The organism is Pseudarthrobacter lactosi (assembly GCF_055412785.1).
On record NZ_JBVAYS010000002.1, the window covers coordinates 187,944 to 213,985 of the forward strand.

The following is a 26,042-nucleotide window of genomic DNA, read 5'->3' on the forward strand; positions in this document are numbered from 1 at the left end:
ATGGCGCGCCCGGAGTGCAAGAATGATGCAGTGACAACAACCGGCCCCGGACGCCCCCGTAAGCAGCAACCCTCCCGCCCGGGAGCCACCGCACGTGAAGAAATCCTCGACGCCGCAGCCGAACTCTTTACCACCCAGGGCTACGCCACCACGTCGACGCGGTCCATCGCGGAGGCCGTGGGGATCCGCCAATCCTCGCTCTACCACCACTTCAAGACCAAGGACGACATTCTTGAGGTGCTGCTCGCGGGCACAGTATCCAGCGGCCTCGGTTTTGCCCGCGGCATCTGCGCGGGGGCCGACGGCGATAGCGACCCCGTATCGGCCGGTGCCCGGCTCCACGCCGTCGCGTTGTTTGACGGAACCCAGCTGTGCAAGGCCCGCTGGAATGTCGGTGTGCTCTACAACCTCCCCGAATCACGCAGCGAACGGTTCCACGGCTTCGCTAAAGACAGACGGGAACTCCGGGGACTGTACCAACGCCTGGGGGCGGCACTCCCCGAGAACGACTGGACCGCCACCGGCCAGAACGGAGATCTGTCCTTTCGACTCGTGGAGACCCTAATCAGCCTCCGCGCAGACGGGCTGTCCATCCCGGAATCCGCGCTTCAGGCGGCCGACGCCGGCATTGTCCTCAGTGGCCTTGGCGAACACCTAGCCCCAATCCGGGCACGGAGTGCGATACTCATCGCGGATTTCAAAGCCTAGAAACTTAGGGCGCTACCAATCCCAGCCCTCGGCTTGAGCGACCTGGAACCGCCATCCTCAGCCAAGTTTCACCCCAGCGGCCACAGGGCTAACGGCGGCAGGTAGGATCGGAACACTGCCGCAGGGCGGCCAAGGTTTTGGGGGAACTTGTGAAGAACTTTCTGATGCACCGCGCCGCCGGCGATCCGGGCGCCCCGGTCGAACCGCGCGATCCGGCCGGGAACGCGAAAACATTTCTGCGCGCAGGCGTGGCGCTGCTGGCTGCAGCCGGGCTCCTGCTGGGCCCCGCCGTCGTCGCTGGTCCGGCGTCCGCCGAGGACCCGCCGGCGACTGGTCCGGCGGTTTCTGGCCCGCCGGCCGCCGGCACCACCGTGATCGACGCCGGCATCCAGCCGCTGGGCGTGGCGGCCGCGCCGGACGGCACCCTGTACGTCAGCGACTACCACTGGGCGGGCGGCATCAGCGTCTTCCCGCCCGGCGAAACGCGCGCCTCCCGCACCATCAAGGTGGGACGTTTTCCCTCGTCGCTGGCGGTGACGCCGGACGGGACCGTGTATGTGCTGCAGTCGACCGAGTCCGGGCAGGCACAAATCGGCGTGGTTGCCCCCGGTGCGGCAGAGGCGGGCTTCGCGATCGGGGTGAGCCCGGGTGCGCATTGGCTGACGGCGGGAGCCGACGGTTCGCTGTACGTGTCCAACCCGGCTGAAGGGACCGTGTCGGTGGTGCCGCCCGGCGCTGTCTGGACCGAGCGCTCCATCCTGGCGGGGCCTTACCCGGTGGAGGTGGCGCTGGCGAAGGACGGGACGGCGTACGCCACCAACGAGTACGAGGGCACTGTCACCGTGGTGCCTGCCGGTTCGCCGAGCCCCTCCCACACCATCGCCGTGGGAGCGAAGGACCACCCGCACGGGATTGCTGCCGCGCCGGACGGAACCGTCTATGTGGCAAACATCCTCAGCAATGACGTGGCGGTCATCGAACCCGGCGGCACCACAGTGGCTCGGCGGATCCCGGTAGGCGAGGCGCCTCAGGAGGTGGTGGCCGGTCCAGACGGCACGGTGTACGTAACCAACAGTGTGGACAACACGGTCTCGGTCATCCCGCCGGGTGCTACGGCCGCGGCGGAGGCGATTCCCACTGGTGAGGACCCCGGCCGCATGGCTGTCCGGGCTGACGGCTCAGTGGTGGTGGTCAACAGGGGCGGCAGGTCACTGACGGTGGTCGCCGCGGCGGGTACGCCCGCTGCCGGTGCGGAAGCGTCCGACGGCGGGGAGTCCGTCGCGGGGTCCCAGGGTTCTGCCGGAGGTACTTCAGCCGGAGGTACCACTGACGGGGCCTCCGGGCCCGGGCTTCCGGCGATTGCCGCCGGGGCGGCGGCGCTGCTGCTTGGCGGCGCCGGTGCCCTGATCGTGGTGTTGCGGCGGCGGCGGGGCAGGAACGAGGTCCCCGCCTGGACTTTCAACTAGAATCCGGTCCGGGCCGGTCGGCATGACGCCTGTCCTAACACAGATGGTACGTGGCTCGGTTCGCAGTGCGATTCACGAATAGACGAATTCGCCTACATCTAGCCGCAGATGGGCACATCAGACAGTTAAAAGACCGGTCAACCTGGTGCTGCCGGCCGTTAGGTATCCCGGCATATTGACACCCCGATTCGGCAGGAATAGCGTCAGCCTTAACGGGACCATCCGTCCCGTTCCTAAGTATTTTCGGCGCTGAGTTTGGGCCGCTTTTTGCTTGGCGACGGCGCCAGCGAGGAGGGTCCTGTGTCTTGGGAAATGTCCGGAACGTATGTGGGTAACTGCACGTGCCACCTGATTTGTCCGTGCCCTGTGGACGGCACACCAACGGGCGCCGACGGCGAGTGCCGGGGCCTGAATGTCTTCCACATCGCGAAGGGAAACCTCGACGACACGGACCTGTCCGGCGTCGACTTCGCGTTCCTCAACTGGTTCCCCACACATCTAACCGCGGGCGGCTGGAAGGTGGGGGCCGTCGTCGACGAGGGTGCATCCGATCCCCAAGTGAGCGCCTTGGAAACCATCCTCCGCGGACAGGCCGGCGGGCCGTTCGGTGACCTTGCTGGGCTGTACGGCGAATGGCTGGGGCTGGAGCGCGCCAGCGTCACGTTCACCGACGGGGAGAAGCCGTCCGGCGCGGTAGCCGGCAAAGCGCAGTTCACGTTCGAGCCCCTGCCCGGGCCGGACGGCGGCGTGACTACGGTGAAAAACGCAATGTACGGGTTTGCTCCTGAATTCCGGATCGGAAAGGGCCCGGGTCACACGGAACTGTTCGGCATGGACTTCGACGGCGTGTACGGCGAAACGGCCGACTTCACATTCGCCAGTGAAATGGCTGAAGGCGCACCGAAGGGCCGGGGCTGAGCGCGGCCGGCCGATGGAACGCAGGAAGCTGTTCAGGAGAGGGACCGCGCAGACCGTGGCGCATGCCTCGCGTGTGGACCCGCGGGAGGCCGGTCTGATAGCGGTCCTGGTCGTTATCTCCGCAGCCAGCTGGATTTTCACGTCCACGCAGCTGACGGGGATGGACATGGGCAGCTGGACTGACCCGGGGCCGCTGGGATTCTTTACCGTCACGTGGGTGGTAATGCTCGCGGCCATGATGTTCCCGTCCGTGGCGCCCATGGTGGTGGCCTACCACCGGATCCAGCGCCACCGGCGACAGGCGGGACGCTACGCACCGGCAGGGTCCACCGCCATTTTCGTGGCGGGCTATCTGGTCTCCTGGACCGCATTCGGGCTGGTGGCCTACGCCGTGTACCAGTGGGTCGCCTCGCTGGCGCCAGGGGTCTTCGCCCCGGACCAGGGCGGCCGCTACGTTGCGGCCGGAGTAATCATGATGGCGGCCGTCTATCAGCTGATGCCCGCCAAAAACGTCAGCCTGATGAAATGCCGGTCGCCCATGGACTTTATCCTGCACCGCCTGCGGCCCGGATACAGCGGTGCGGTTCGTATGGGCGTGGAACACGGTGCCTGGTGCGTGGCGTGCTGCTGGGCGCTGATGACGGCGCTGTTCGCGCTCGGCGTGATGAGCCTCGGCTGGATGGCACTGATCGGGGCCTTCATTGCCGGGGAGAAGATGCTGCCGTGGAAACGGCTCGCCAACCGTTCCGTTGCGGTGGCGCTGGCCGTCATCGCGCTGGGCGTCGCCCTCACACCCGCGGCGATGGACGGGATGGGAATGTAGCGGTGCCTCAGGCGAGGGAGGCGAGGAACGCCGTCGTATCCTCTGCCACCCGTTCCGGGCACTCCCACAGCACCAGGTGCGCCACGCCGGGATAGACCTTCAGCACGGAGCCGGCGATCCTGGCGGCTAGGGTTTCCTGGTCGCCGCGTGGCAGCAAGCCGTCCTGGGCGCCCCACAGGATCAGCGTGGAGGCGTGGATAGTTCCCGATTCGGTAGGCGGCGCGGCCTCGCATAGTCCGTTGAGGATGCCCTTCCAGGCGCGGGCGGGCATCCTGAGACCATCGCGCACGCGGTCCTCGATGAACCAGGCGGGAACCTCATGCAGCAGGGGAAACCACGACAGGGATTCCCGTACCCAGTCCTCGTCGAGGGGATCCGTCAGGCGGTCCACTTCGTCGGCGAAGGCAGCGCGCCCCCGGAGGCTCAGGGGAGCGCCCACCAGCACCAGCGCCGCGACCTTTTGGGGATGGACAATGGCGAGCTGCTGGGCAACGTAACCTCCGCTGGAGGAGCCGACGACGACGGCACTCGGCACGTCGAAGGCGTCCAGGATCGCGGCAACGTCCTCGGCCTGTTCCGCCAGGGAGTAGCCGCCCTCCGGTTTGTCCGCCTCACCCTGCCCGCGGAGGTCCGGGGCGTAGACCCTGAAGCCGGTCAGCAGGGGAATCAGCCGGTCAAAGCTGCCGTGGGATTCGCCCCATGCGTGCAGCAGGAGCACCGGTTTTGAGTCGGCGTCGCCGTCGACGAGGCACGGCACTGAGATGCCGGTGCGGAGCGTGAGATCGCGGACTTCGGAGTCCATAGACTCAGGCTACGCCGCTAGCCGTTCTCGGTAGAGTTTCGCGTATCGATACCCCGGTAGGGGTCCGTTATGAGCGTATCGGGGCCGCCGCGGAGATGGCACCCTCGTAATCGCGCAGGCGCGCAGGCTGCCGTCAGCCGGTCAGACGGTATCGATCCAGTAGCGTCGTTTGCCGTTGCGCGTATCCTCGTAGACGCCGCCGTTCTTTTCGATGGTCGCCCGGGAGCCGGCGTTGTCCTCATTGCAGGTGAGAAGAACCCGGCGGATTCCCAGTTCCCGGGCTATCGGCAGGGCGCCGGCCAAAGCGGCTGCCGCGTGACCGCGACGCCTGGCGGAAGGCCTCACGCTGTAGCCGATGTGCCCGCCCTCGTTGAGGAGGTGATCGTTCAGCTCGTGCCTGATGGCCAGCGAGCCCAGGAACGTGTCACCCTCCACAATCCATAAGTACGTGCAGGGTACGTGCTCCGGCTTGCGCGGGCTCTCCCGCAGGGCATCGTTGACAAGGGCATCGACAAAGCGGCGGAAGGTCCGGGCATCGGTGAGTTCTGCCAAGGACCAGTCCGCCGGGCCTCCGCCGTCCCGGTTGGCGCCGTCAAATTCAGCGGATCCTTCCAGCCACGAGGCGTGATAGCTGACGTCCGGGGCGATAAGAACTGGCATCACACGATGGTAGTCGAAGGGTCCGCCAGGGGACGCCAAATCCTCAGCCCTTCTTGTTCTTACCTTTCCCCTCGGCGCCTTTTCCCTGCTCCGGTGCAGGGGCTGGGGCCGGTATTGCGGCCGGCGCGACGGGCGCCGCGTTTTCCTGGGCGGCCTGCGCGGCGGCTTCTGCGTCAGCCTTGACCTTCTCCGCTGCTGCCGCGGCAGCCGCTGCTTCTTCAGCTGCCTTCGCTGCCGCTGCGGCTTCTGCGGCGGCATTGAGGTCGGCCCTGACCGCGGTGATGCTGGCCATGATGCTACGGTGCCGTTCCTCGGAAACCTGGCCGCTGCCGGCTGCGGACGCCACGTCCGTTTCCAGGCTGTCCAGGGTCTTGAGCGCTGCAGTGTGATCGGTTGCGGCCGCTGCCTGGCTCACGCCGAGCACAAGTTCCTGAAGGTGATGGGCAGTGTCGCGCTGCACACCGGTATCGGCCGGACCGCAGCCAGCGAGCGACGCCGCCAGCACCAGGGTGGCGGAAAGGCCGGCTCCCCGGGCTCCGGTGCGCTGGCCCATGGAATGGAAGCGGGTCATGGTTCCACACTCTTCTGGAGGTCCTGAAGGTGGTCACCCAGGGTGCCGCTCACCGCAGGGTAAGGCACGACGTCGGGTGTGGGCTCTGGTGCCTGGCCCGCTGTCAGTGCCGCCGCCCCGCCTGCCAGCGCAAGAAGGATCAGGATGGCCACCACCGGCAGACGCTTTTTCTGTCCCGCACGGGGTGACTTCCTTCGGCGCGTTCCCCGGGGGCCGCTGGGCTGATCGACACCAGGCACCAGCCGTGACATCGCGGCGGTGGCGGAATACCCGCCGTCGGCGGCTTCATGGAGGGGCCTGGCCGGAAGGTTAGGGGAGGGAGATTCTGCTGTGACGGACGGCGTCCTGAACGGCATTGCCGGGATAACGCGCGTAGGTTCCGGTGCGAGTTCGCCGGGAGTGGACGTCGGCGAGACAAGGGCCTGCCGCAGCGCCGTCTCGATGTCCGCAGCTGCAGGGCGTTCCAGCGGTTCGATTGCCGTCATGGAGCGGATCAGGTCGGCCCACTCGGCCGGAAGCTCCGCCGGAATTTTGGGCGCGCGGTGCAGCCGGGCCACGGCGGATTCCACAGCGCTGCCGGGGTATTCCATTGTCTGCTTGATGCATTCGAGGAGGACCAGCCCCAGCGAGTAGATGTCTGTGGCAGGGGTGAGCGGGGAGCCCATAGCCTGTTCAGGGCTGAGGTACGCCGCGGTGCCCACCATGGCTCCAGTAGCGGTCAGGCGTGTTGCATCAGCGATTCGAGCTATGCCGAAGTCTGCGACCTTGGCCCGCAGTGGCTCCCCGGGCCGGGTCTGCACCAGGAGGATGTTGCCCGGCTTGATATCGCGGTGAAGGATGCCAAGGCCGTGGACATAGGCCAGTGCGTCAGCGATGCCGGCTCCTATCACGGCGAGCTCGTCCAAGGGAACAGCACTGTGCCTGATCCGGCTGCGCAGATCCTGCCCCTCCACCAGTTCCATGGTCAGGAACGGCCGGGGCTCATCCGGGATGCGTACGTCGACGCCGACATCGAATAATGTCACCAGGCTGGGATGGTTCAGGGTCGCCAGCAGCGTGATTTCAGCTTCTTGGCGTTTCAGCTCGTCTGCATCGGGTGCCTGGGGTGCGAGCAGCTTCAAGGCCACGTCCCGGCCGAGATTCTCATCCCGTGCACGGTAGACGGACGACATGCCGCCGCGGCCGATCACCTCACCCAGCCGGTAACGCCCGCCAACCACGTCAATTCTGATGGAGCCCGGCGATTCCGCCAACATACCCGTTCCTTCCGGTGCGCTGCGGCAGTGTGTACCTAAATCATAAGGCAACTTACTATATGCCTCGGATTGTTTCCGATACAAGCTGGAAGGCGACCAATCCGCCTGCGTGTGTGGCTACGAATCACAGTCAAAGTGACGCCTTCCGACTGGGTGCGGCGCTGTCACAAATAATTCCGGCAGGCGAAGGGTTTCCAATGACTGACTCGAAGTACACGCGCTTCCTTGCCGACTGCATCATGGTCGAACCGGAGAATTATTTTGGGCTCACCGAAGATGAAATGTACGGCGTCTACGTCAGCTGGTGCATCCTGAACCGAATCAATCCCGGGATGCCGGCTGTTTTTTGGACTGCCATGGCGCGGAGTGGGCATGATCAGCGCCGGCTCGACGCAGACCGCTATTTCAGGCCGGGGCTGCGCATGACCGGCCCGGCAGCAGTGGATTACATCCTGTCGAGCCAGCCGACCCTGGTCTGACCGTCCCCTCGAGGAGCCGGGGCGTATCCGCTGCGTGACGCGCCCGTCCTCCTGATCGGGCGCTTAGCCCGTGGTTGGGGTCGGAACCGGCGTGGGAGCGACGGGTGCTGCTTCGGTCGGCGCCGTGGTGGGAGCTTCTTGCGGGGGACTGCTCTCCGGGGCCGCTCCACCGGTGACAGTCGCTGCGGGAGGCGGTGCCGCCGTCGTGGTTCCGGACGGCAACGGTGCCGGCGCGGTGGCTCCTGTGGTGGGTGCTGCGCTCGATCCGGAGGTTGAGCCAGGAGCCGGCGTGGCTGATGTCGACGGCGTCGCGGAAGTGCCGGTGCCGTTCGTGGCGCTGGGATCGCTTTGGATGATCTCCTTGATCTGCTCTTTGAATGCGTTGAGTCGTCCCTGGATTTCGGACAACGGGACGTTCTGGAGGTTCCGCCCGAACTCGGCAACTTCGGCCCACAGCGCGTTGAGCCTGGCCGTGCCACCGTCGCTTAGCGGCCCGTCGAGCGTGAGAACGAGTTGGCTGGCCAGCGCATACGTCAGGCAGCGGAGACAGTTGTAGTTGGCGGCTGCGGACAGGTTCTCCGGCACGATCACATCCGCCTGACCCACGATAAGCACCACCTGAAAGCCCACGGCCACGGCGGCGCAGTCGGCGCAGCTGGCAAACGCGTAGGCCTCGTTGGTGGTGTCCACTGGTTCGCCGTCTTCGGCCCACACCAGGGCGAAGGCGACGTCGTAGGCCACGGAGCCGTCCGTTGTGTTCGCCGCCAGGGCTTGGTTCCCGTCTTGCTCCGGGGCGGCGGGCTGGTTGAACGGGAACACCCACGACGGCGCCGCGGCGGCACCGGCCGTGGTGTCAGCCGCTGTGCCGGTCCCCGTAGGACCGGTGCGGGGCACCAGGATCATGCTGAGCTGGGGGTTTTCGCGCGTCGGCTTAACTGCTCCTGCGGGCCACAGGGCTACCGTCTTCCCGGTCCCGCCTTCCCGCAGGGCGGAGTACGCCGCCGTCGGAAAGACAGCAGTGGTGGCGTCGGCCAGAGTGCCGCGTTCGTATGGCTGCACCGGCCGGTATGTGTCTGCCCCGGGCCACCAGGCCCAGGCCAGCCCGGCGGTCACCGCTGCGATGGCGGCCATCGCTACGGCCCGCTGGAGCGACTTGCCGCGGGTCCGCTGCCAGAGCCCGGTGGTCAGTTGCCGGACCAGTCGGAGCAGGATGTAGCCAATACCAAGGATGGGGAGGCCGACGGCGGCGATCGCCAGGGCGCGCACGGCGGCTCCGGCGATGTCCCCGGCAGCCAGGCTTTCGGACAATTCCGACTGCTGCTTCAGGACACTGGCCCATGCCGTGCCCAGGAGCCGCGGCAGCGAGAGCACCATCATGACCAGGCTGAGCACCAGCAGTGGCACGGTGACCAGTACCCAGGCCGTCACCACTGCCCGCGCCCATGACTTGAGCACCTGGGCCGCGGGGTCCGTTTGGCGCCACGGCAGCAGCCCCAGCAGGGTCGGTTTGATGCGCTGGAAGAGGTCCGGAACGCCGGTGGCGTCGGCCAGGATGTGGTATCCGTCAAACCGCACCAGCGGCAGCAGTTGCCGGACCATCTGGAGGATCTGGGTGACCACCACCAGCAACAGTGCGTCAAAGCCGGTGGCCCACCAGACGCCCATGATGGCCACGGCCACGATCGCGTTGAAGTACAGCCCGCCCAGGTCGGTGCGGAGCCGGCCGCCCCGGCCCAGCCGGTAGGAGTCGGTGACATCGGTGAAGAACGCTGGCCAGATCAGGTAGAGGCCGGCCCCCATGGCTCCCGGTGTTGCCCCGCCGCGGCGTGCGGCGGCAGCGTGGCCGAACTCGTGGAAGCCGGCGGACAGGACAGTCACCGCCAGGACCAGCAGAACGAGCGCCGGGTTGGCGAACGCATTGTGGGTTGCGGAGGCGAGTCCCTTAACCAGGAGCACCCACCAGCACGCCGCGATGAAGGCTGCGCACACAACCGCCACGATGAGCGGGTGGAAGAGCACCGTGAAGGGAGCGGTGAGCTTGCGGGTGCGTTCCGGATCCGTGACGGTGTAGCGGAAGCGCATGCCCAGCAGGGGATCAGCTTTCCTCACTTCCGGCTGCGAACCGTCCGCCAGCCGGAGCAGCCCCAGCGGCAGCAGCTGGGAGCTGATCAGTGTGCGGACGTTGTCCGGGCTGACCAACTTCCCAAAGCGGGCGCTGGCGTGGGCCGCGACCTGCTCGGTGGTTCGCCGTCCGTCCACTGTTTCCAGCACCAGGTACAGCAGGCGTGTTAGCGCGATGGCCTGGCCATCTGACCTGCGGACCAGCGAGGGCGGCTCACGGTAGCCCGAACCCTTCGGTTCACCGAGTAGTTCCACGCCATCGGCCCGCACGGGAACGTCGGGCAGGGAGGAAACGGGCGGGAAGGAAGCGGGCAGGCCGACGGCGCCGGTTGTGGCCGTGGCAGGGGAAGCTGGCGGGCCGTCCATCCTGGGCGGCCCGCCGTGCACTGTGCTCATTTAGGAGTGCTCACGTGGGAGGTGGTGCCCGGACTACTGCCGGAGATCGGACTGCTGATCGGCAGAAGCGGTGGCTTCGCCGTCGATGTGCTGGCTGATGATGGCGTCCTGCTGGGCCACAGCGAAAGCGTCGCTGTCGATGGAACCGATGTTCGCTGCAACAGCCGCGTCGATCGGTGCGGCAACGTTGGCGTTGGCAGCAACGGCACCGTTGATCGGGGCCGCGATGTCGGCGTCGGCAGCGAGGTCCACATTGACGTTCAGGAGGTCCCCGTCCAGGGCCGCAGAAGGATCCACGGGCACCGCTCCAACATCCGGAAGTGCGCCGTCGCCGGGCAGGAGTCCGCCGTCGGTGCTGCCGTCTGCGGGGGTGCCGCTATCCGCGGTTCCGTCCTCACCGGCTGCTGTATCGGTGCCCTGGTCAATGATGCTGTCCTGCGTGGAGTCAGCTGTAGCGTCGGCAGTGATGCCCTGGTCGATGATGACTCCCTGGTCGGCGAGGGCCTGGGCCTCGGATCCGAAGGAGAGGATGTTTGCGGAGGCAGCCGCGTCGATCGGGGCTGCGACGTTGGCGTTGGCCGCGACAGCGAGATCGATGGGCGCCGCGGCGTTGATGCCCAGGTCCAAATCGGCGTTCAGGTCCAGGACGGAGGCAACTTCCTTGTCGGGGAGTGCCGTGCCGCCTTGTGCCATCAGTTCTTCGTCGCTCAGCGGGCTTAGTCCCTGTTCAGTGCTCATGCGAAACTCCAGTTCCGGCACGGTCGCCGCTGCCCCCAGTGAGCAGTCGCTACATCGATGTGCCTAACGCCAGTCAATAGTAAGCATGATGATCATCTTTCGGTATCCCTGGGCGAAGCACATTATTGTGTGGTTCTTGCCAACGTCACATCCGGGGGCGGTACTCTGAGGCGCATGGAGATGCGCCTTGAAGTTGTCCAAGTACCCGTGGCCGATGTCGACAGGTCGAAGTCGTTCTATACGGAGAAGTTGGGCTTTGTCCTTGACCACGATGTGGAGCACATCCCTGGCATGCGCGTCGTGCAGCTGACGCCGCCAGGTTCGGCTGCCTCTATCGTCATAGGCACAGGAATGACCAGCATGACGCCGGGCAGCCTCGAGGGGCTGCAGCTTGTGGTACCCGACATTGGTGCGGTCCATGCTGAGCTCGTCCGCCGTGGCGCCGACGTCAGCGAAATACAGGACATGGGGGGAGTGCAGTTCTCGCACTTTGCTGACCCGGATGGCAACCGCTGGGTCATCCAGGGCGCAATATCACCGGACGTCCGGGATGCACACCTGAACGAGCCCGCGTTATAGACGGCCGGATCCAGCGGGGGCGTAGGATGCCGCTATGGGACTAATAATTGGGCTTCTGGTCATCTGGCTTGTTCTTTCGATCGTTGGCTTTGCCGTGAAGGGCCTTATTTGGCTGGCAATCATCGGCCTCATCCTGTTTGTCGCTACGGGCGTATGGGGCTGGGTGAAGCGGAAGTCCAACGCCTGACGAAACGCATTCGGTTGTGGCGATGGATAGCTCCCTGCCTGCTTCTCACCATGGTGCTGACGTCGTGCGGCGAAAAGCTGACGGGCGGACCGGGATCTGCGGAACCCACGCCGAACTCCACAGGCTCAATCCTTGGTTCTACCAGCAGTCTCGTTCCAAGCGCCGGCCCCTTCGCGTGCGTTGAGTGGGTCCGGTTCGAGACCCCTCAAGACCAATATGACAAGGCCGGCGTGGTGCTCATCGGAAGGCCTGTAAGCCGGGCCGGTGAGGCCAGCATTTACGGTCACATGGCCACGACCCACCTTGTGGAAGTCGAGCAGGTACTCAAAGGGGATCCCGGAGATGGGAACCTTCGCATCTCCTCCATGCCCCCGACGTGCACTGGAGGAGAGTCCTACCCGGACGGCGATCCGCTCGATCCTGCTCAGAGGGTCATCATCTTTGCGACCGAGCAGGGCGGCGATTGGTTCACCATGAACCCCGCACAAGGAGTGTTGCCTTTCCAACAAGGCACAGGGCTTCCCTTTCACTAGTGTGAGTCCACCCGGGCGCCACCTCCGGGCGCCGCCTCCTGGTCAATATAGGCTAGACGGGACGCCGGCCCCGCCCGGGCCAGCCTGCCGCCCTTCCCGGGCGGCCGGGAACGGACGGAAGGGCATCATCGCCATGAACGAACCTGACTGGGTCCAGCACGCCATCTGGTGGCAGGTTTATCCGCTCGGCTTCGTCGGCGCGGAGAAGACCGCGACGCCGGAACCCGCCGCTGACCACCGGTTGCTGGACCTTGTCCCGTGGCTCGACTACGCGGTGGAACTCGGGGCGTCGGGGCTGGCCCTCGGCCCCATCTTCGCGTCGGAGACGCACGGGTACGACACCACGGATTACTTCCGTATCGATCCGCGGCTCGGATCCGAGCAGGACTTCGACACCCTGGTGGCAGAGGCACACCGCCGCGGACTGCGCATACTGCTCGACGGCGTCTTCAACCACACCGGTCGCTCCTTCGCGCCGTTCCAGAATGTCCTCGCACGCGGGCCGGAGGCGGACACCGCCTCCTGGTTCTCGCTGGAGTGGCCCGACGGTGCCGCTCCCGGGGCCGAACCCGCGTATCGCGACTTCGAGGGCCACCACCACCTCGTGGCGCTCAACCATGACGAGCCGGCCGTCGCTGATTTTGTCGTTGAAGTCATGGAGCACTGGTTGCGCCGGGGTGCGGACGGCTGGCGACTCGACGCCGCCTACGCCGTCCCGTCGTCGTTCTGGGCCCCGGTCACGGCACGCGTCCGGTCATCCCATCCGGATGCGTACTTCGTGGGTGAGTACATCCACGGCGACTATGCATCAGAGGTCCGGTCCGGCGGCCTGGATTCCGCCACGCAATACGAGCTCTGGAAGGCTGTCTGGAGTTCGCTAAACGACGCGAACTTCTTCGAACTCGCAGCTGCATTAGAACGACACAACGCACTCCTGCGCTCCTATGCACCGCTCACCTTCATCGGCAACCACGACGTCACCCGCATCGCGAGCAAGCTCACCGATGCGGCGCTCGTACCGCACGCCGTCGTCGTCCTGCTCACGGTCGGCGGAACGCCGTCCATCTACTACGGCGACGAGCAGGGCTACCGGGGCGTCAAGGAGGACAGGGCAGGGGGCGACGACGATGTGAGGCCGCTCTTCCCGTCCTCCCCCGACCAGCTCTCGGCCGTGGGAGGACCCATCTTCGCCGTACACCACGAGCTCATCGGGGTTCGGAGGCGGAACCCATGGCTGCACCGTGCGACCACGGATGTCCTCCAGCTCTCCAACGAGGTGCTTGCATACCGCGTCGCGGTTGGCGCCGATGCGCTCGTGGTCGCACTGAACCTCTCGCACGACACCCAGCTGATCAGCGCCGCGGGCGCCACTACCGTCGTAGCCGGACAGGCGACACTCGATGACGGTGCGAACGCCGTCCTGGTGCCACCGCGGGGGTGGGCCGTCCTGGGCTGAGCCAGCTGCGGGAGGACGCCCTATCTAGCGGACCACTCGATACCGCACGTGCGTCACGAGGCCGGTACCGCTCACTTCGGTCGGCTCAAGCGTGACGTTGCCGACGCCGTCGAGCAGCCGTTCGCCTGCTCCCAGGATCATGGGTGAGATGTGGAGCCGCAGTTCGTCCATCAGCCCTGCCGAGAGGTATTGCCGGGCGGTCTCCGCTCCGCCGGCAATGGCCACGTCCTTGCTGCCGGCGGCCTCCCGCGCCTGGGCCAGCGCCGATTCGATCCCGTCGGTCACGAAGTTGAACGTGGTGCCGCCCTGCATCTCCAGGGGCGCGTGTGGCTGGTGGGTGAGGACGAACACCGGTGCGTGATACGGCGGCTCCTCGCCCCACCAGCCCCGCCAGTCCTCATCCCACGCGCCGGGACCGGGACCGGCGAACATGTTCCGTCCCATGATGAAGGCGCCCGCCGCGAGGATGCCTTCGATCGCCGCGGCGTTGGCCTCGGGTTCCTCAAACTGCCACCGGTGCAGGAGCTCTCCGTTTTCGCCCAGCGGCTCCGCAAGGCTTTGGTTCGGGCCGGCGAGGAAGCCGTCGAGGGAGATGGTCAGATCGCACGTGACTCGGCTCATGCGCCCATCATGCCACCCGGTGCGGCCCCTAGGTAGGGCTGGGATGCTCGATCGTGACGGTGCCGGCGTCGCCGTCCACGCGGATCAGCTGGCCGCTGGCGAGCCGCTGGGTGGCCACCCCGGTGCCGAGAACGGCGGGAATGCCGTACTCCCGGGCCACGATGGAGCTGTGGCTTAACGGGCCTCCGACGTCGGTTACCACGGCGGAGGCCATCGCGAACAGCGAGGTCCAGGCGGGAGTGGTGATGCGTGCGACGAGCACCTCTCCGGGCTGCATCAGGGCGAAGTCCTGGGGTCCGCGGAGGACGCGGGCCGGAGCGGTGACCCGGCCCGAGCTCGCGCCGGTGCCTTTGATGACGTCACCGGTTTGGTGCTGCGAACCTGCGGGCATCATGGACCCGAAAGCCTTTTCCATCCACCGGCTCTCCGGCAGCATTTGCGGGGCGGCGGCCTTCACCTGGCCCCGCCACAGCATCTTGCGCTCCTCGACTGCGGCGGCGCGGACAGGCTGGGAGGCTCCGGCAATTGCCACCTCCGGGGCTCCCGGCGCGGCCAGCCCAAACTCGACGGCGCTGCGCAGCTCCTGGTGGCGCAGCCAGAACACATCGGCGGGCTCGGCGATGACGGCGGCGTCCACCAGCCGCTGCCCGAGCTCAAGCAGCATCCGCCGCAGCAGCGGCCAGGCCAGGCCGACGTCGGCAAGCGCGTCCTCGCGGATCGGTCCGGTGTTCTGTGCCCACCGGAGCAGACGGAGGAACGCGGCCCGACGGCGCGGCCCCAGCCGGCTGCTGATCCGTCCGGTTTCGATCTCCCTGCGGTCAGCGGACAGCCGTTGCCGCTCATGGGGGTCATTGCCCTGCCCGCGCAGGTAGAACTTCACCGCGTCCAGCAGCGCTGACGGATCGTCGGCCGGTACCGGGCTGGCGAAGTCCAGGTTGTAGACCGCGTGGCCGAACCGGCCGAGGTGGTCCTGGAAGCGAAGACGCCACAGCTGCCACAACGACTCTGCGAACCCGGCAGGCGGGAATCCCGTGCGCTGGGACTCGGCCAACGCCGTCGTCGGTTCATGGAGGATCGCGGAGGCGAGCCCGGGGACGCCGCGGACCCAGGAGGCGAGGTCGTACAGCGACTTCTCCGCCCGGATCGGTTCGCTGTCGTAGCCGAGGATAAACGTCACGGCGGGGGGATCGTCGGCTCGCCGGACGAACTTGTCGTAGTACGCCCGGAACGAGAGTTCGCTGGTGGCGGCGAGCGGAATGATGGACTGCACGGCTGTGTAGTACACGGTGCCGGCGTCCAGCAGCGCCTGCACACCTTCCAGCAGTTGCGCACCGGAGAGCTCGGTGACCGGCTTCGTGGACCAGTCCTTGATCGCCTGTTCGTACCGGGGATGCGAAAATTCGCGCCAGCCGGCCACGCCCATGTGCGCCTGGCCGCGGACCAGCGCGCGCACCGCCGTCAGTGCCTTTCCCATCACCCGCCACATTCCCGAGGTGCGGTAGTAGTAATAGGCGTAGCCGTTGATGGTGGGTAGGCCAACGTCGTCCTCGCGGATGACGTTCGTGCCCACGGCCTCGTTCATCAAGGCTCTCAGCGAGCGGGACACCGAGCCGTCAATGAGGTCGGCAAACAGTGGCGAGAGCGGGTCGGGCAGCTGTTCCACGATGCTCGCCCGGAAGTACATCGCCTTGGGGAAGGGCACTGGCCAGGTTTCCGGGGTGTCGGCCGCCGGTTCGGGCAGCGCGGTGATGGCCCGGGACTGCAGGATGAAGAACCGGTCACCGGCCCGCGCCCACTCGATGTCCTGCGGCGCCCCGAAATGATCCGCACTCCGTGTGCCATACCCGGCGAGCGCGGCTGCGGCACTGTCGTCAAGAACGGGCCGACGACGGCGCTCGGCCGGCACCGGCTGCTCCCGGGTGCCGTGCTCGGCATAGACAGTCATGACCGCCTTGTCGGCGGTTTGTCGCGACAGCACGGAACCCGTCCCGGCGTCGACAATCACGTCATCCGTGGTGACCGTACCGCTGACCACTGACTCGCCGAGGCCCCACGCGGCACTGATCACCGTCTGGTCGCGGCGCCCGTTGGCCGGGTTGGCGGTGAACATGACCCCAGCTGCATCGGCCGGGACCATTCTCTGGACCACGACGGCGAGGCGAACCGAGCAAGGTCCGATGCCTGCACGGGCCCGGTATGCCATGGCCCGCGCCGTCCACAGCGAAGCCCAGCATTCGATCACGGCCACGGACAAGGCCGCGGGCCCGCGGACATTCAGGTACGTTTCCTGTTGCCCGGCGAAGCTGGCGGAGGCGAGGTCCTCGGCCGTGGCGGAGGAGCGCACTGCAACAGCCGCATCCCCGCCGTCGAGACGTCCGCCGAGATGCCCGTAGGCAGCGGCGAGTTCCGCTGCGATCTCGGCCGGCATGGTGCCACCTGTGAACAGGGCTCGGATCTGCTCCGAGGCGTCCTCGTAGTCCCGTGGCGACGCATCCGGCGGCACGCTTGCCAGTTCCTGGATGCCGGCCTCCAGGTGGTTGGCTTCCACAAAGTGAGAATAGGCTGCAGTGTTCAGCACAAATCCCGGGGGGACCGGCAGCCCGGCGTGGATGAGGCCGCCCAGTCCCACGGCTTTGCCGCCTGCCAAGGAGATGTCACCTGCTCCCACATCCGCCAAGCTGTTGACATAGGTCATGAGCGCGCGTCCTTACTGCCCGGGTTGGGGGCGCCTGCAGCGAACCTGATGCTCAACATACTCGCACTGCCGCAGGCAAGAGGCCATAGACTCGGAGGCATGTCAGCTCTTTGGGGGATGCAGACTCGGCGTGGAAGAGTCCTGCTGGTTGTGGCCGCACTCGTCGTTGCGCTTGCGGGCTGTGAGTACAGCGGCCCGGATGAGCGACCGGAGCCACCATCCACACCGGCAGCAGCACCGGAGCCGCGGTCCTTTGCGGAAAACGCCGGTGAAGTGGCGCGTCTGCTCGGGGCACCGGCGTCGGATCCCGGCATGCCGTCCGACGCAGAGCCCGCCGGGAAGCTTTCCCTAGTTCTGGCGCCGGGGGACTACATGGTCACGGGTGCATGTGCCGGGGTTTACGGGGCCAAGCTCACTGTCGTGAAAAGCGACGGCATACCGGAAGAGATGAGATTTGAGTGCGACGCCCCGCTGGACCGGTTCCTGAGGCACCCCGGCGGGCCCGTCACCATCAGCGCGGTCCCGCCGACGGGCAGGCCGGCTGCAACGGGCGTCAAGGTGGAGACGAACGCAGACCCGCGCACCTCAGAGATGGCGGATTTTGGAGAGTGGTCATCGAAGCAGCTGCAACCGCATTTACCCGGCGAGTTGAGTGGTGCCAACAGGGCCAACACACCCACCACCGGGACTCTCATGGCCAAACCGGGCCAGTACGAACTCCGCTTCGTCTGCGCAGGACCACCAGCGGCGGAACTGTCGGTGGCCACTGCGGCGGGTGCTGAAGTTCTCGCCATTGTGCAGGTCCCGTGCGACGGTCAGGTGTTCAGGGCGCCGGTGCTGCTGCCCACTGAGGGAGCGGACGTGAGAATGAGCCCTGCCGGTGGCGTGGACGCCCGCTACGCCTACAAGCTCGTTCCAGCCGCGTAGCCGTGTCTTTGGATTCCCTCCAGCGGTGGCGCACATAAGCTCGATACATGGGCAAAAACCAGCACACCGAGTTGGAAGGGCAGACCTCGATTAACGAGCTGCTCGACAAGCCCATCGGCGACACCCACATCCAGCTGGTGCTGCCCATCCACGTCCAGCTCCGGCCCGGGGAATTCCGCAGGGTGTCCTGACGCATCGGCCTGCAGCTCGGTGGTTGAGGTTGCATCCCGGTGGTTGAGCTTGCATCCCGGTGGTTGAGCTTGTCGAAACCTCCGTGCGGGCGGCACAAGAGGCGGCTATAGGGGTAGGCCCTTACCGTGAACCTTCCGAAGTTTCATGCTGCGGCGCCTCACCGGAGTTCCACTGTTCTGGTCCGCGATCCGGCCGAGGCGGCGCCAGCGCACGCCGGCAGGGTGGTGAGCCTGATCAGCGGGATGCGCCGTTGGACGCACCGGCCTCGGTGCACCCCTGCGGCGCCGGGAGCGAAGAATAACCACCACGGGCACGCCCAGCCAGACGAACGCTACCCCGAAAATGAGGATAACCGCCGGGATCGTGTCCATGATTAATTGTAGTGCCGAATCCGTCAGTGCACTTACTAATTTTGCCGCTTCCGGCTACCGGCGACAACCGGCAGCTTCCGGCCGGGACCTAGGCAGGCTGGACGGCGGGTGGCGGCCACGGCACCCCTGTATCCTGACAATGCACGTTGTGGAATCGCCGCGCAATCGTCAGTCTCCGATCCGCCCCCGGATTCTTGGAATGGATCATTTATCAGTACCGACATGCCAGCTCCCGTGGGACTCCCGACGTCGGCCCTGCAGCCCGCGCGCACAGCAGCGGTGGATGATCCCGCCGTCGTGACCTGGGCCGAAGCTGGTGCCAGTATGAGTGCGAGGTGGCGTTCGGCGAACGGCAGACCGGCGCCCAGGCGGGTCGAAGTGGTCACCGACTCGCTCACGGCCGATGAGGCATACCGGATGGCGTCACAGGGGGTTGCGATGCTCTGGCACGGTGACTTCCACAACGCGCGGCAGGTCCTCAACGCCCTGGACCGGCGGATAGGCGCAGGAAAGAAGATCACAGGAACCCCTGCTGAAAAGTTCTATCGGCATCGCCAGTCCCGCTCGCACCGCGCACGCATTCTCGGCCTGCTGCTGATTCCCCTTGATCCGGGCCCGGTGGTGCCGCTGCGCCGCGCACCGGATATCAGTGAGGCTGCCGCTGAAGCGTACGGCGATATCGGGGACGCTTCCGTTGTGTCCCTGCATGAGCTTGTCGGGGCAATTGGCGCCCATGAGTGGCGACGGAATGGCGTCTACGTCGATGCGCTGCAGGGCCGCATCCACCCGCACTATGGCACTTTCTTCCCCACCCGGAGTGAGTATGTGGACCTGGTCGCCGCCGCTCCGCTGCCCGCTGACACGCTGGCGTTCGACGTCGGCACCGGCACCGGGGTGCTCGCAGCCGTCCTCGCGCGACGTGGCGTCCACCGCGTGGTGGCGACGGACAATGAACCGCGTGCCATCGCCTGCGCCGGTGAGAATTTCCGGAACCTCGGTGTCCAGGACCGTGCCGAGGCTGTCCTGACCGACATGTTCCCGCCCGGACGGGCCCCGCTCATTGTGTGCAATCCGCCCTGGATTCCAGCCACACCGCATTCCAGCCTGGACAGCGCCGTATACGACCCCGGGAGCAGGATGCTGTTCCGCTTCCTGAACGAACTCTCCGGCCACCTGGAGCCGGGCGGTGAGGGCTGGCTTGTCCTCTCCGACCTGGCCGAGCACCTTGGCCTGCGCTCGCGTGACGATCTGCTGGCCGCCATCGAGGCGGCAGGGCTGATGGTAGTGGAACGGCTCGACACCAAGCCCACGCATCCGAAGGCCTCGGACCGCGACGATCCTCTGTTCGAGGCGCGCGCGGCCGAGGTCACGTCCCTGTGGCGGCTTGTTCCCCGGTAGTCACAGGCTTCGCCGCAACGAGGCCTCTCCGCCGTCCGTCAGGCCCATGAACATCGTCCGGTGAAGGATGTCCACGTGTTTGCGGGAGACCTCCACCGCGTCCTGGACACGACCGGCACGCAGGGCTGCCACCAGCGCGACGTGGTCGCAGTTCGATTCGTGCAGCAGTTCGATGGGGTAGGGGATGAAGTAGGCGTAGAGCTCCGCCAGCGTCTCGTGGTACGCCTCCACGGCGGTACCTAGGCCTGACGCCGTTCCCACCAGCTGATGGAAACGCTCGTCCGCCTGGTGGTAGTCGGACCAGTCCGCGGATCCAGCCATGTCGCGGGTCAGCCGGTCGAGCTCATCTAGCTGTTCAGCCGTGGCGTTGAGTGTCGCGTACTGCGTGACGGCGCATTCGAACAGCAGCCGCCGATCCACCAGCCGGTTCACGGCCCGGGACTCAGCCGGCGAAGCCGAGAGTTCGGCCAGCACGCTCTGCGGAGGCTCATCCGCAACAAACGTTCCACCGGCCCGGCCGCGGCGGCGGACCACGACGCCCTGCTCCGCCAGGCTCGCCAGGGCACGGCGGGCCGTGATCGGGCTGACCGAGAGACCCAGGGCCACGTCCTCCTGATCGGGAAGGCGCTCACCGGGTTTCAGCAGCCCAAGCGAAATTGCCATACCGATCCGCAGCCGCACGGCGTCGATGGCGCTACGGCGGTCGATTCCGGCCAGCCTGCCTGCGCCGATGGGCGAGGTGTCGGCGGTGTCTTCCAACTGACGGGTCATATCCGCTACTTTACGGCCCATCTGCCCCTCTTCCCATAAATGGATCATTCTGATCTAATATAGTCCAGATCACATCCCCAACGTGGAGAACACCATGCAACGCATCCTTCCCCTCATCGCCGCCCAAGCCCGGCCGCGGCTCATCGGCGAACCCGTCTCGGCGTTCGCGGACGAGGTCGCCGCCGCCCTGGCCGTCCAGCCGCACAGCAGGCTGGTGGTCTTCCCGGAGCTGCACCTGTTCGGAGATTCCGATCCTGACCAGCAGCGCACGGCAATGCTCCAATCTTCGGCCGAGCCGCTGGACGGCCCACGGGTCAAGGAGCTCCGGCAGCTTGCCGCGGACCTGGGCATCTGGCTGGTCCCGGGCAGTGTGTGCGAGCGCGGACCGGAAGGGCAGCTGTTCAACACCCAGCTGGTCTTGTCCCCGGAGGGAGAGCTTGCCGGCTACTACCGGAAAGTCTTCCCCTGGCGCCCCTTCGAGCCCTACGACCCCGGCGACCGGTTCACCACCGTGGACCTGGCCGGCGTCGGCAGGGTGGGCCTGAACATCTGCTACGACGCGTGGTTCCCCGAGGTTTCCCGCCAGCTCGCCTGGATGGGCGCCGAGGTCATCCTCAACGTCGTCAAAACCACCACCCCGGACCGCCGGCAGGAACTGGTACTAGCCAAGGCCAATGCCATCGTGAACCAGGTCTTCGTGGTCAGCGTCAACTGCGCCGGCCCCACCGGCAAAGGTCAGAGCATCATCGTGGACCCGGAGGGCAACACCCTCGCCGAGGCCCCCGAGGACGCCCCGGTCTTGCTCACCGCGGAACTGGACCTTGCCGCCGTCGAGCGCGTCAGAACCCACGGCACCGAAAACCTCAACCGCCCCTGGTCCCAGTTCCGCGACGGCGAAGACGCCGTCGAACTGCCCGTTTACCAGGGCCGGATCAGCCCGGCCACCTGGGCTCCCCAGTCCTTCAACGCCTAAGGAAACACCGTGACAACTCCCACGCTCACCCGCACGCTGAAACTGCCCTCCCTGGTCCTGTTCGGCCTTGCGTACCTGACCCCACTCATCGTCCTGGGGATCTTTGGCATCATTGCCGAAACCACGGGCGGGGCCTCGCCGGCCGCCTACCTAGTGGCACTCGTCGCCATGCTGTTCACGGCCCACAGCTACGGCCGGATGGCCATCGCGTATCCGGTCGCCGGTTCCGCCTACACCTACGTCCGCAGGTCCATCGATCCCCGGGTCGGGTTCCTCGTCGGTTGGGCCATCCTGCTGGACTACCTGTTCCTGCCGATGGTCATCTGGCTTATCGGCGGCTCGTATCTGAGCGCGCAGTTCCCGGGAATCCCCATCGCCGTCTGGATTGTGGGCTTCATCGTCATCACTACTCTGCTGAACATCCTGGGCATCAAGGTGGCGGACAAGGCCAACTACGTGCTGATGGCGTTCCAGCTGCTGGTCATCGTGTTCTTTGTGGCGCTGTCCATCGGCAACGTGGTATCCACCCAGGGTGCCGGCGGCCTGGCCAGCACTCAGCCGTTCTTCAACGACACGTCCAGCTTCGCGACCATCTCCGCAGGCGCAGCCATCGCCGCGTACTCGTTCCTGGGGTTCGACGCCGTCACAACTCTCACTGAAGAGACCATTGAACCGCGCAAGAATATGCCCCGCGCCATCATGCTCATCGCCCTGATCGGCGGCGGCATTTTCGTGACCGTGTCCTACGTGACCCAGCTGGTCCACCCGGGCGGGGTATTCGAGGACTCGGCCTCCGCCGCGAGCTCCATCGCGCTGCAGATTGGCGGGCAGCTGTTCGGCGCGGTCTTCCTTGCCGGCCTGGTGGTGGCACAGTTCGCGTCCGGCCTCGCGGCGCAGGCCAGCGCCTCGCGCCTGCTGTACGCCATGGGCCGTGACTCCGTTCTGCCCAGGGCGGTCTTCGGCCGGCTCAGCGTGAAGTTCCACACGCCGGTGGTGAACCTGATCGTCACCGGCATCGTCGGCCTGATCGCGATCTTCCTTGACGTGGCCACCTCCACCTCGTTCATCAACTTCGGTGCCTTCACCGCCTTCACCCTCGTCAATGCCTCGGTGGTGTTCCACTACGTGCGCCAGCGCCGTGCCGGGCACCAGCTGAACCCCGTTTCCTACGTGGTGGTCCCGGTGGTGGGAGCCATCGTCTGCGCCTACCTGCTCTCACAGTTGGACAGCAACGCCATTACGCTGGGAGTGTCCTGGCTCGTGCTGGGCGTGGTGGTCCTGGCCTTGATCACGCGCGGTTTCAAGGCGGCACCGCCGGAAATGACGGCCACGGAAAAGGCGACCGTAGAGGCGACTGCCTAGACCCGACAGTTTGTACCAGGCCGCTGAACCGAGGAGGAAGAACCGTGAAGATAGCGCTCGGGCAGCTGGAATCGGGCACCGACATCCGGGCCAACCTTGCCGCGATCGACCGGTTCGCCGGAGAGGCCGCTGCCGACGGCGCCACCTTGGTCGCCTTCCCGGAATACGCCACGTACGAGAAGAAGAAAGTGGACGCGTCGTTCCCCGAGATGGCCGAGCCGCTGGACGGTCCCATCTGCCAGGAACTCGCCGGCACCGCCCGCCGCCACCGCATCGCGCTGGTGGCGGGAGTGGTGGAAGCGACCGGGGATCCGGGCACGGCCTACAACACCCTGGTGGCTTTCGGGCCGGACGGGAAGCCGCTGGCCTTCTACCGCAAAATCCACCTGTTCGACGCCCAGGGTTTCGGGGAATCGACGTTCATCAAGCCGGGTCCGTCCACCAGCCCGGTGGTGTTCGAGTCCGGGGGAGCGCGCTTTGGCCTGATGACCTGTTACGACCTGCGGTTCCCGGAGCTGGCCAGGTCACTGGCCGACGCCGGCGCCCAGGTCCTGCTGGTCTGTTCGTCCTGGGTGCCGGGCACCCACAAGACCGAGCAGTGGCTGGCGCTGAATGCCGCGCGCGCCATTGAGAACGCCGTCTACGTGGCAGGGGTGTGCCAGGCCCCGCCGGTCTCCGTGGGCCGCAGCATTCTGGTGGATCCCATGGGCGTCGTTGAAGCCGATCTCGGACTCGAACCTGGCGTCCGGGCAGCTGATATTTCGATTGAAGCGGTGGCCCGGGTGCGGGAGGCGTTCCCGATGTTCCGGCAGCGGAGGTTGTAGGCGGGTGGCGCTACGGCACTTCTGCCTCAGTCCGAACGCCTTGGGGGAGCTTCAAGCCGCGTTCCTCATGAGGGTCCTCGAATAAGCGGGGAAGTCCCGCCCAGGCTCTATGTCCTCCGGCCACGTGCAGCCCCGTCCTATATCTCCCGCGCAAGACGCCCACCTGTGTCCTGCCCTCGACCAGCTGCAACCATCGCCACCAACGAATCCTTCTCCGGCTGGACCAAAACCTTCACCGACCCACGTCTGTGTGCCGCGCTTGTGGACCGGCTGACCTTAAAGGAACCATTATCGAAACCGGAACCGACTCCTACTGGCTCGCCCATACGGTGGCCCAGCAGGCGGCTAGCTAACTCACTGGGAACGCGACGATACGTCGGTGTTCTCAAATCGGGCTGCCGCCTTAGCTGGCCGGAAGTCGGGACTATTCGACTACGAGATTCTGATGTCCGTCCATTAGCTCTCGGACGATGTCGAGGTGGCCCGCGTGGACGGAAGTCTCAGCGAGCACGCGAAACAGGACCTCACGCCCATTGGACATCGGTGGTGCGTCGAATGCGCTGGCTGGAGGCCACCAGCGGGGAGGGGCATCCAAATCGATCTTCGCAAGGACCTCATCACTTCGAGCGATTTCACGCTTGTAGATGTTGACGGCCTCGGCACCGGTCATCGGTTCGGACGCCCACCCGTTGTGAAGTTCGGCGATTGCCCTGTCATCACCACCGAGAACAGCCGATATCCAGAACATCTCATCGTCGAAGGCCAGGTGGTTGAGCAGCTGCGTCATTGTCCAGCCGGACGGGACTAAGGTTCGACGCATCTCATCGTTCTCGAGGCCATCGACTGTTCGAAGAACATGTCTTCGCTCACTGGCCAGCTGAGCAAGCAATTGGGCGTCGCTCATGTCGCGGGCTCATATCCGACAAGCCAGTGAAGTCCATGACGATCAATGACTTGGCCATCAGAGGCGCCCCACGGCTTTGGTGAGAGTGGATCGAGCACCGACCCGTCAACGGAGAGTTTGTCGAACCACTTATGGAGAACTGCCGGTTCGGCGGTTCCCAGCAGCGAGAGCATGATGCCTTCGAGCCGGACCGTTGTTTGGCCTTCAGCTGCGTCCGAACCTGCCAGAGCAACAACGCCGTTGAGCACTCCATGAGCTACGGCTTCTGGTGCGCCGTCGCTCCTGCCGAAGTCCTCGTACGTGTGCAGGGAAAGCTCACCGCCGAAAACATCCGCGTAAAAGTTCAATGCTTCCCGCGCCGTTCCCGGGAAAAAGACATAGATCTGGGGCCCCGCCGTGCGCCCATGGGTCACCGTGGCCATGGAGGTGCTGTCCTTGACCCGATCGATGGTGGCACCCCAGCCCTCCCGGGTACCTCCCAGAATGAGCTTTTGTACCTCTTCGATGTCCAGATGCTCAGAAAACTGAACTGTGAGGACGAGCTCCGTTTCCGTGCCCAAGTCGGTCAGCTGCACCGTGACAACAGGGGCAGTCAGTTCGCTCTCGCCGTCGAGTTCGGGCCAGCCTCCAACCGCTCCCCAGCGGAAGACGAGTCGTTCGTCGGGAACAATCTCCATGTAGATCCCACCGGTGGGATAGCTAAGGTTCTCGTCGACGATCATCTGCTGTTTCCACGTTCCCCCAACCCGGAGGTCGACCTCGATGGGTGTGGTGGGTGTGGGCATGTCGGGGTTATAGAACCAAGCCAAATGCTCAGGGTCAGTCCAAGCTGTGAACACGGCATGCCGCGATGCAGCCAAAGTTCGGGTAAGGGTGAAGCTTCGATCTTGTGTCGGGAAGTCGGTCATCATCTATCCTTCAGTTCAGTGAGAGCATCGGGGCGATCGGGGTTTATGGCGAGCTGAGCGTCAAGGCGATCCAGCCGTGTGCTCAGGAAATCGCGGTATGGGCGCATCCATTCCTCAACCTTTTGTAGCGGCGCTGGTTGAAGCCGGCAGTTCCTCCACTGGGCCGATTTGGACTTAGTGATCAGCCCGGCCTGCTCGAGCACTTTCAGGTGGCGCGATACGGAGGGCACGCTAATTGAGTGCGGAGCGGCCAGTTCGGTCACCGTCGCCTCACCCTGCTGCAGTTGCGCCAGCAGAGCACGGCGGGTGGGATCCGCCAGCGCAAGGAAAATCGTACTCAGTTCATCCATTTGCGCCCCAGCCTAATTACGCATCAGCGCAAATACAAGACTGGGTGGCCGCT

General features: G+C 65.9%; 26 protein-coding genes and 2 pseudogenes. 15 read left to right on the forward strand and 13 right to left on the reverse strand.

Annotated elements, in window-relative coordinates; genetic code table 11:
* Nucleotides 1–30 precede the first annotated feature (30 nt).
* The 4 genes from ACZY0Q_RS10770 to ACZY0Q_RS10785 all read left to right on the forward strand — a co-directional run bounded on the left by ACZY0Q_RS10770 (nt 31) and on the right by ACZY0Q_RS10785 (nt 3,915).
* Nucleotides 31–708, forward strand: a complete 678-nt coding sequence (locus ACZY0Q_RS10770; RefSeq protein ID WP_463916621.1) for a TetR/AcrR family transcriptional regulator — start codon at nt 31–33, stop codon at nt 706–708.
* Nucleotides 709–857: 149 nt separating this feature from the next.
* A complete protein-coding gene (locus tag ACZY0Q_RS10775; protein ID WP_463916623.1) occupies nt 858–2,174 on the forward strand; it encodes a Vgb family protein in 1,317 nt (438 codons plus the stop codon).
* A 300-nt stretch (nt 2,175–2,474) separates the two neighbouring features.
* On the forward strand, nt 2,475–3,092 hold the full coding sequence (locus ACZY0Q_RS10780) for a DUF1326 domain-containing protein (RefSeq protein ID WP_463916624.1): 618 nt from the start codon (nt 2,475–2,477) through the stop codon (nt 3,090–3,092).
* Nucleotides 3,055–3,915, forward strand: coding sequence for a DUF2182 domain-containing protein (locus tag ACZY0Q_RS10785; protein WP_463916625.1), 861 nt, complete (start codon nt 3,055–3,057; stop codon nt 3,913–3,915). The genes ACZY0Q_RS10780 and ACZY0Q_RS10785 overlap by 38 nt, the downstream gene beginning before the upstream one ends.
* A 7-nt stretch (nt 3,916–3,922) precedes the next feature.
* On the opposite strand, the gene ACZY0Q_RS10790 is transcribed toward ACZY0Q_RS10785, so the two are convergent.
* The 4 genes from ACZY0Q_RS10790 to ACZY0Q_RS10805 form a co-directional block, all read right to left on the reverse strand.
* A complete protein-coding gene (locus ACZY0Q_RS10790; protein WP_463916626.1) occupies nt 3,923–4,717 on the reverse strand; it encodes an alpha/beta fold hydrolase in 795 nt (264 codons plus the stop codon).
* Nucleotides 4,718–4,858: 141 nt separating this feature from the next.
* Entirely contained in the window at nt 4,859–5,377 is a 519-nt protein-coding gene (locus tag ACZY0Q_RS10795; RefSeq protein ID WP_463916627.1) for a GNAT family N-acetyltransferase, read from the reverse strand.
* A gap of 43 nt (nt 5,378–5,420) precedes the next feature.
* Entirely contained in the window at nt 5,421–5,948 is a 528-nt protein-coding gene (locus ACZY0Q_RS10800; protein ID WP_463916630.1) for a hypothetical protein, read from the reverse strand.
* Entirely contained in the window at nt 5,945–7,204 is a 1,260-nt protein-coding gene (locus ACZY0Q_RS10805; protein WP_463916633.1) for a serine/threonine-protein kinase, read from the reverse strand. The genes ACZY0Q_RS10800 and ACZY0Q_RS10805 overlap by 4 nt, the downstream gene beginning before the upstream one ends.
* Before the next feature lie 197 nt (nt 7,205–7,401).
* On the opposite strand from ACZY0Q_RS10805, the gene ACZY0Q_RS10810 reads away from it, so the two are divergent.
* Nucleotides 7,402–7,683, forward strand: coding sequence for a hypothetical protein (locus ACZY0Q_RS10810; RefSeq protein WP_463916634.1), 282 nt, complete (start codon nt 7,402–7,404; stop codon nt 7,681–7,683).
* A 63-nt stretch (nt 7,684–7,746) separates the two neighbouring features.
* Here the strand turns inward: ACZY0Q_RS10810 and ACZY0Q_RS10815 are convergent, their stop codons facing one another.
* Together ACZY0Q_RS10815 and ACZY0Q_RS10820 are read right to left on the reverse strand one after the other, a co-directional pair.
* Nucleotides 7,747–10,200 (reverse strand): hypothetical protein, encoded by a 2,454-nt coding sequence (locus ACZY0Q_RS10815; protein ID WP_463916635.1) that lies wholly within the window; start codon nt 10,198–10,200, stop codon nt 7,747–7,749.
* 33 nt (nt 10,201–10,233) lie between these two features.
* Nucleotides 10,234–10,938, reverse strand: a complete 705-nt coding sequence (locus ACZY0Q_RS10820) for a peptidoglycan-binding protein (RefSeq protein WP_463916637.1) — start codon at nt 10,936–10,938, stop codon at nt 10,234–10,236.
* Nucleotides 10,939–11,112: 174 nt separating this feature from the next.
* Between ACZY0Q_RS10820 and ACZY0Q_RS10825 the strand changes: the two genes are divergently transcribed.
* The 3 genes from ACZY0Q_RS10825 (at nt 11,113) to ACZY0Q_RS10835 (ending at nt 13,693) form a co-directional block, all read left to right on the forward strand.
* Nucleotides 11,113–11,517: a VOC family protein gene (locus tag ACZY0Q_RS10825; protein ID WP_463916639.1), complete on the forward strand. Its 405-nt coding sequence runs from the start codon at nt 11,113–11,115 to the stop codon at nt 11,515–11,517.
* A gap of 34 nt (nt 11,518–11,551) precedes the next feature.
* A complete protein-coding gene (locus ACZY0Q_RS10830; RefSeq protein WP_463916642.1) occupies nt 11,552–11,704 on the forward strand; it encodes an LPXTG cell wall anchor domain-containing protein in 153 nt (50 codons plus the stop codon).
* Between the two features lie 666 nt (nt 11,705–12,370).
* Nucleotides 12,371–13,693: an alpha-amylase family protein gene (locus ACZY0Q_RS10835; RefSeq protein WP_463916644.1), complete on the forward strand. Its 1,323-nt coding sequence runs from the start codon at nt 12,371–12,373 to the stop codon at nt 13,691–13,693.
* Nucleotides 13,694–13,717: 24 nt separating this feature from the next.
* On the opposite strand, the gene ACZY0Q_RS10840 is transcribed toward ACZY0Q_RS10835, so the two are convergent.
* Together ACZY0Q_RS10840 and ACZY0Q_RS10845 are read right to left on the reverse strand one after the other, a co-directional pair.
* Complete coding sequence (locus ACZY0Q_RS10840) at nt 13,718–14,314, reverse strand: dihydrofolate reductase family protein (protein ID WP_463916646.1); 597 nt, start codon at nt 14,312–14,314, stop codon at nt 13,718–13,720.
* A gap of 28 nt (nt 14,315–14,342) precedes the next feature.
* Complete coding sequence (locus tag ACZY0Q_RS10845) at nt 14,343–17,009, reverse strand: PEP/pyruvate-binding domain-containing protein (protein WP_463916647.1); 2,667 nt, start codon at nt 17,007–17,009, stop codon at nt 14,343–14,345.
* A gap of 99 nt (nt 17,010–17,108) precedes the next feature.
* Here ACZY0Q_RS10845 and ACZY0Q_RS10850 point away from each other — a divergent pair, with 99 nt between their 5' ends.
* The 3 genes from ACZY0Q_RS10850 (at nt 17,109) to ACZY0Q_RS10860 (ending at nt 19,897) form a co-directional block, all read left to right on the forward strand.
* A complete protein-coding gene (locus tag ACZY0Q_RS10850; RefSeq protein ID WP_463916648.1) occupies nt 17,109–17,936 on the forward strand; it encodes a hypothetical protein in 828 nt (275 codons plus the stop codon).
* Nucleotides 17,937–17,983: 47 nt separating this feature from the next.
* Nucleotides 17,984–18,127 carry a hypothetical protein gene (locus tag ACZY0Q_RS10855; RefSeq protein WP_463916651.1) on the forward strand — a complete coding sequence of 48 codons (144 nt, stop codon included), beginning with the start codon at nt 17,984–17,986 and terminating at the stop codon, nt 18,125–18,127.
* A 696-nt stretch (nt 18,128–18,823) separates the two neighbouring features.
* Nucleotides 18,824–19,897 carry a methyltransferase gene (locus tag ACZY0Q_RS10860; protein WP_463917555.1) on the forward strand — a complete coding sequence of 358 codons (1,074 nt, stop codon included), beginning with the start codon at nt 18,824–18,826 and terminating at the stop codon, nt 19,895–19,897.
* Here the strand turns inward: ACZY0Q_RS10860 and ACZY0Q_RS10865 are convergent, their stop codons facing one another.
* Nucleotides 19,898–20,668 carry a FadR/GntR family transcriptional regulator gene (locus ACZY0Q_RS10865; RefSeq protein ID WP_463916653.1) on the reverse strand — a complete coding sequence of 257 codons (771 nt, stop codon included), beginning with the start codon at nt 20,666–20,668 and terminating at the stop codon, nt 19,898–19,900. It lies immediately after the preceding gene.
* 94 nt (nt 20,669–20,762) lie between these two features.
* Here ACZY0Q_RS10865 and ACZY0Q_RS10870 point away from each other — a divergent pair, with 94 nt between their 5' ends.
* The 4 genes and pseudogenes from ACZY0Q_RS10870 to ACZY0Q_RS10885 all read left to right on the forward strand — a co-directional run.
* Nucleotides 20,763–21,641: a carbon-nitrogen hydrolase family protein gene (locus ACZY0Q_RS10870; protein ID WP_463916655.1), complete on the forward strand. Its 879-nt coding sequence runs from the start codon at nt 20,763–20,765 to the stop codon at nt 21,639–21,641.
* A 9-nt stretch (nt 21,642–21,650) separates the two neighbouring features.
* On the forward strand, nt 21,651–23,003 hold the full coding sequence (locus ACZY0Q_RS10875; protein ID WP_463916657.1) for an APC family permease: 1,353 nt from the start codon (nt 21,651–21,653) through the stop codon (nt 23,001–23,003).
* 44 nt (nt 23,004–23,047) lie between these two features.
* Complete coding sequence (locus ACZY0Q_RS10880) at nt 23,048–23,827, forward strand: carbon-nitrogen hydrolase family protein (RefSeq protein ID WP_463916659.1); 780 nt, start codon at nt 23,048–23,050, stop codon at nt 23,825–23,827.
* 192 nt (nt 23,828–24,019) lie between these two features.
* Nucleotides 24,020–24,180: pseudogene (locus ACZY0Q_RS10885) on the forward strand (ATP-binding protein); the annotation flags it as partial.
* A gap of 71 nt (nt 24,181–24,251) precedes the next feature.
* On the opposite strand, the gene ACZY0Q_RS10890 reads toward ACZY0Q_RS10885, so the two are convergent.
* The 4 genes and pseudogenes from ACZY0Q_RS10890 to ACZY0Q_RS10905 all read right to left on the reverse strand — a co-directional run bounded on the left by ACZY0Q_RS10890 (nt 24,252) and on the right by ACZY0Q_RS10905 (nt 25,989).
* A complete protein-coding gene (locus ACZY0Q_RS10890) occupies nt 24,252–24,731 on the reverse strand; it encodes a mycothiol transferase (RefSeq protein WP_463916660.1) in 480 nt (159 codons plus the stop codon).
* Entirely contained in the window at nt 24,728–25,153 is a 426-nt protein-coding gene (locus ACZY0Q_RS10895) for a VOC family protein (RefSeq protein WP_463917557.1), read from the reverse strand. The genes ACZY0Q_RS10890 and ACZY0Q_RS10895 overlap by 4 nt, the downstream gene beginning before the upstream one ends.
* Before the next feature lie 24 nt (nt 25,154–25,177).
* A pseudogene (locus ACZY0Q_RS10900) lies at nt 25,178–25,642 on the reverse strand (SRPBCC family protein); the annotation flags it as partial.
* On the reverse strand, nt 25,639–25,989 hold the full coding sequence (locus ACZY0Q_RS10905; RefSeq protein WP_463916662.1) for an ArsR/SmtB family transcription factor: 351 nt from the start codon (nt 25,987–25,989) through the stop codon (nt 25,639–25,641). The gene ACZY0Q_RS10905 and the pseudogene ACZY0Q_RS10900, both read right to left, overlap by 4 nt.
* Between the last annotated feature and the right edge of the window lie 53 nt (nt 25,990–26,042).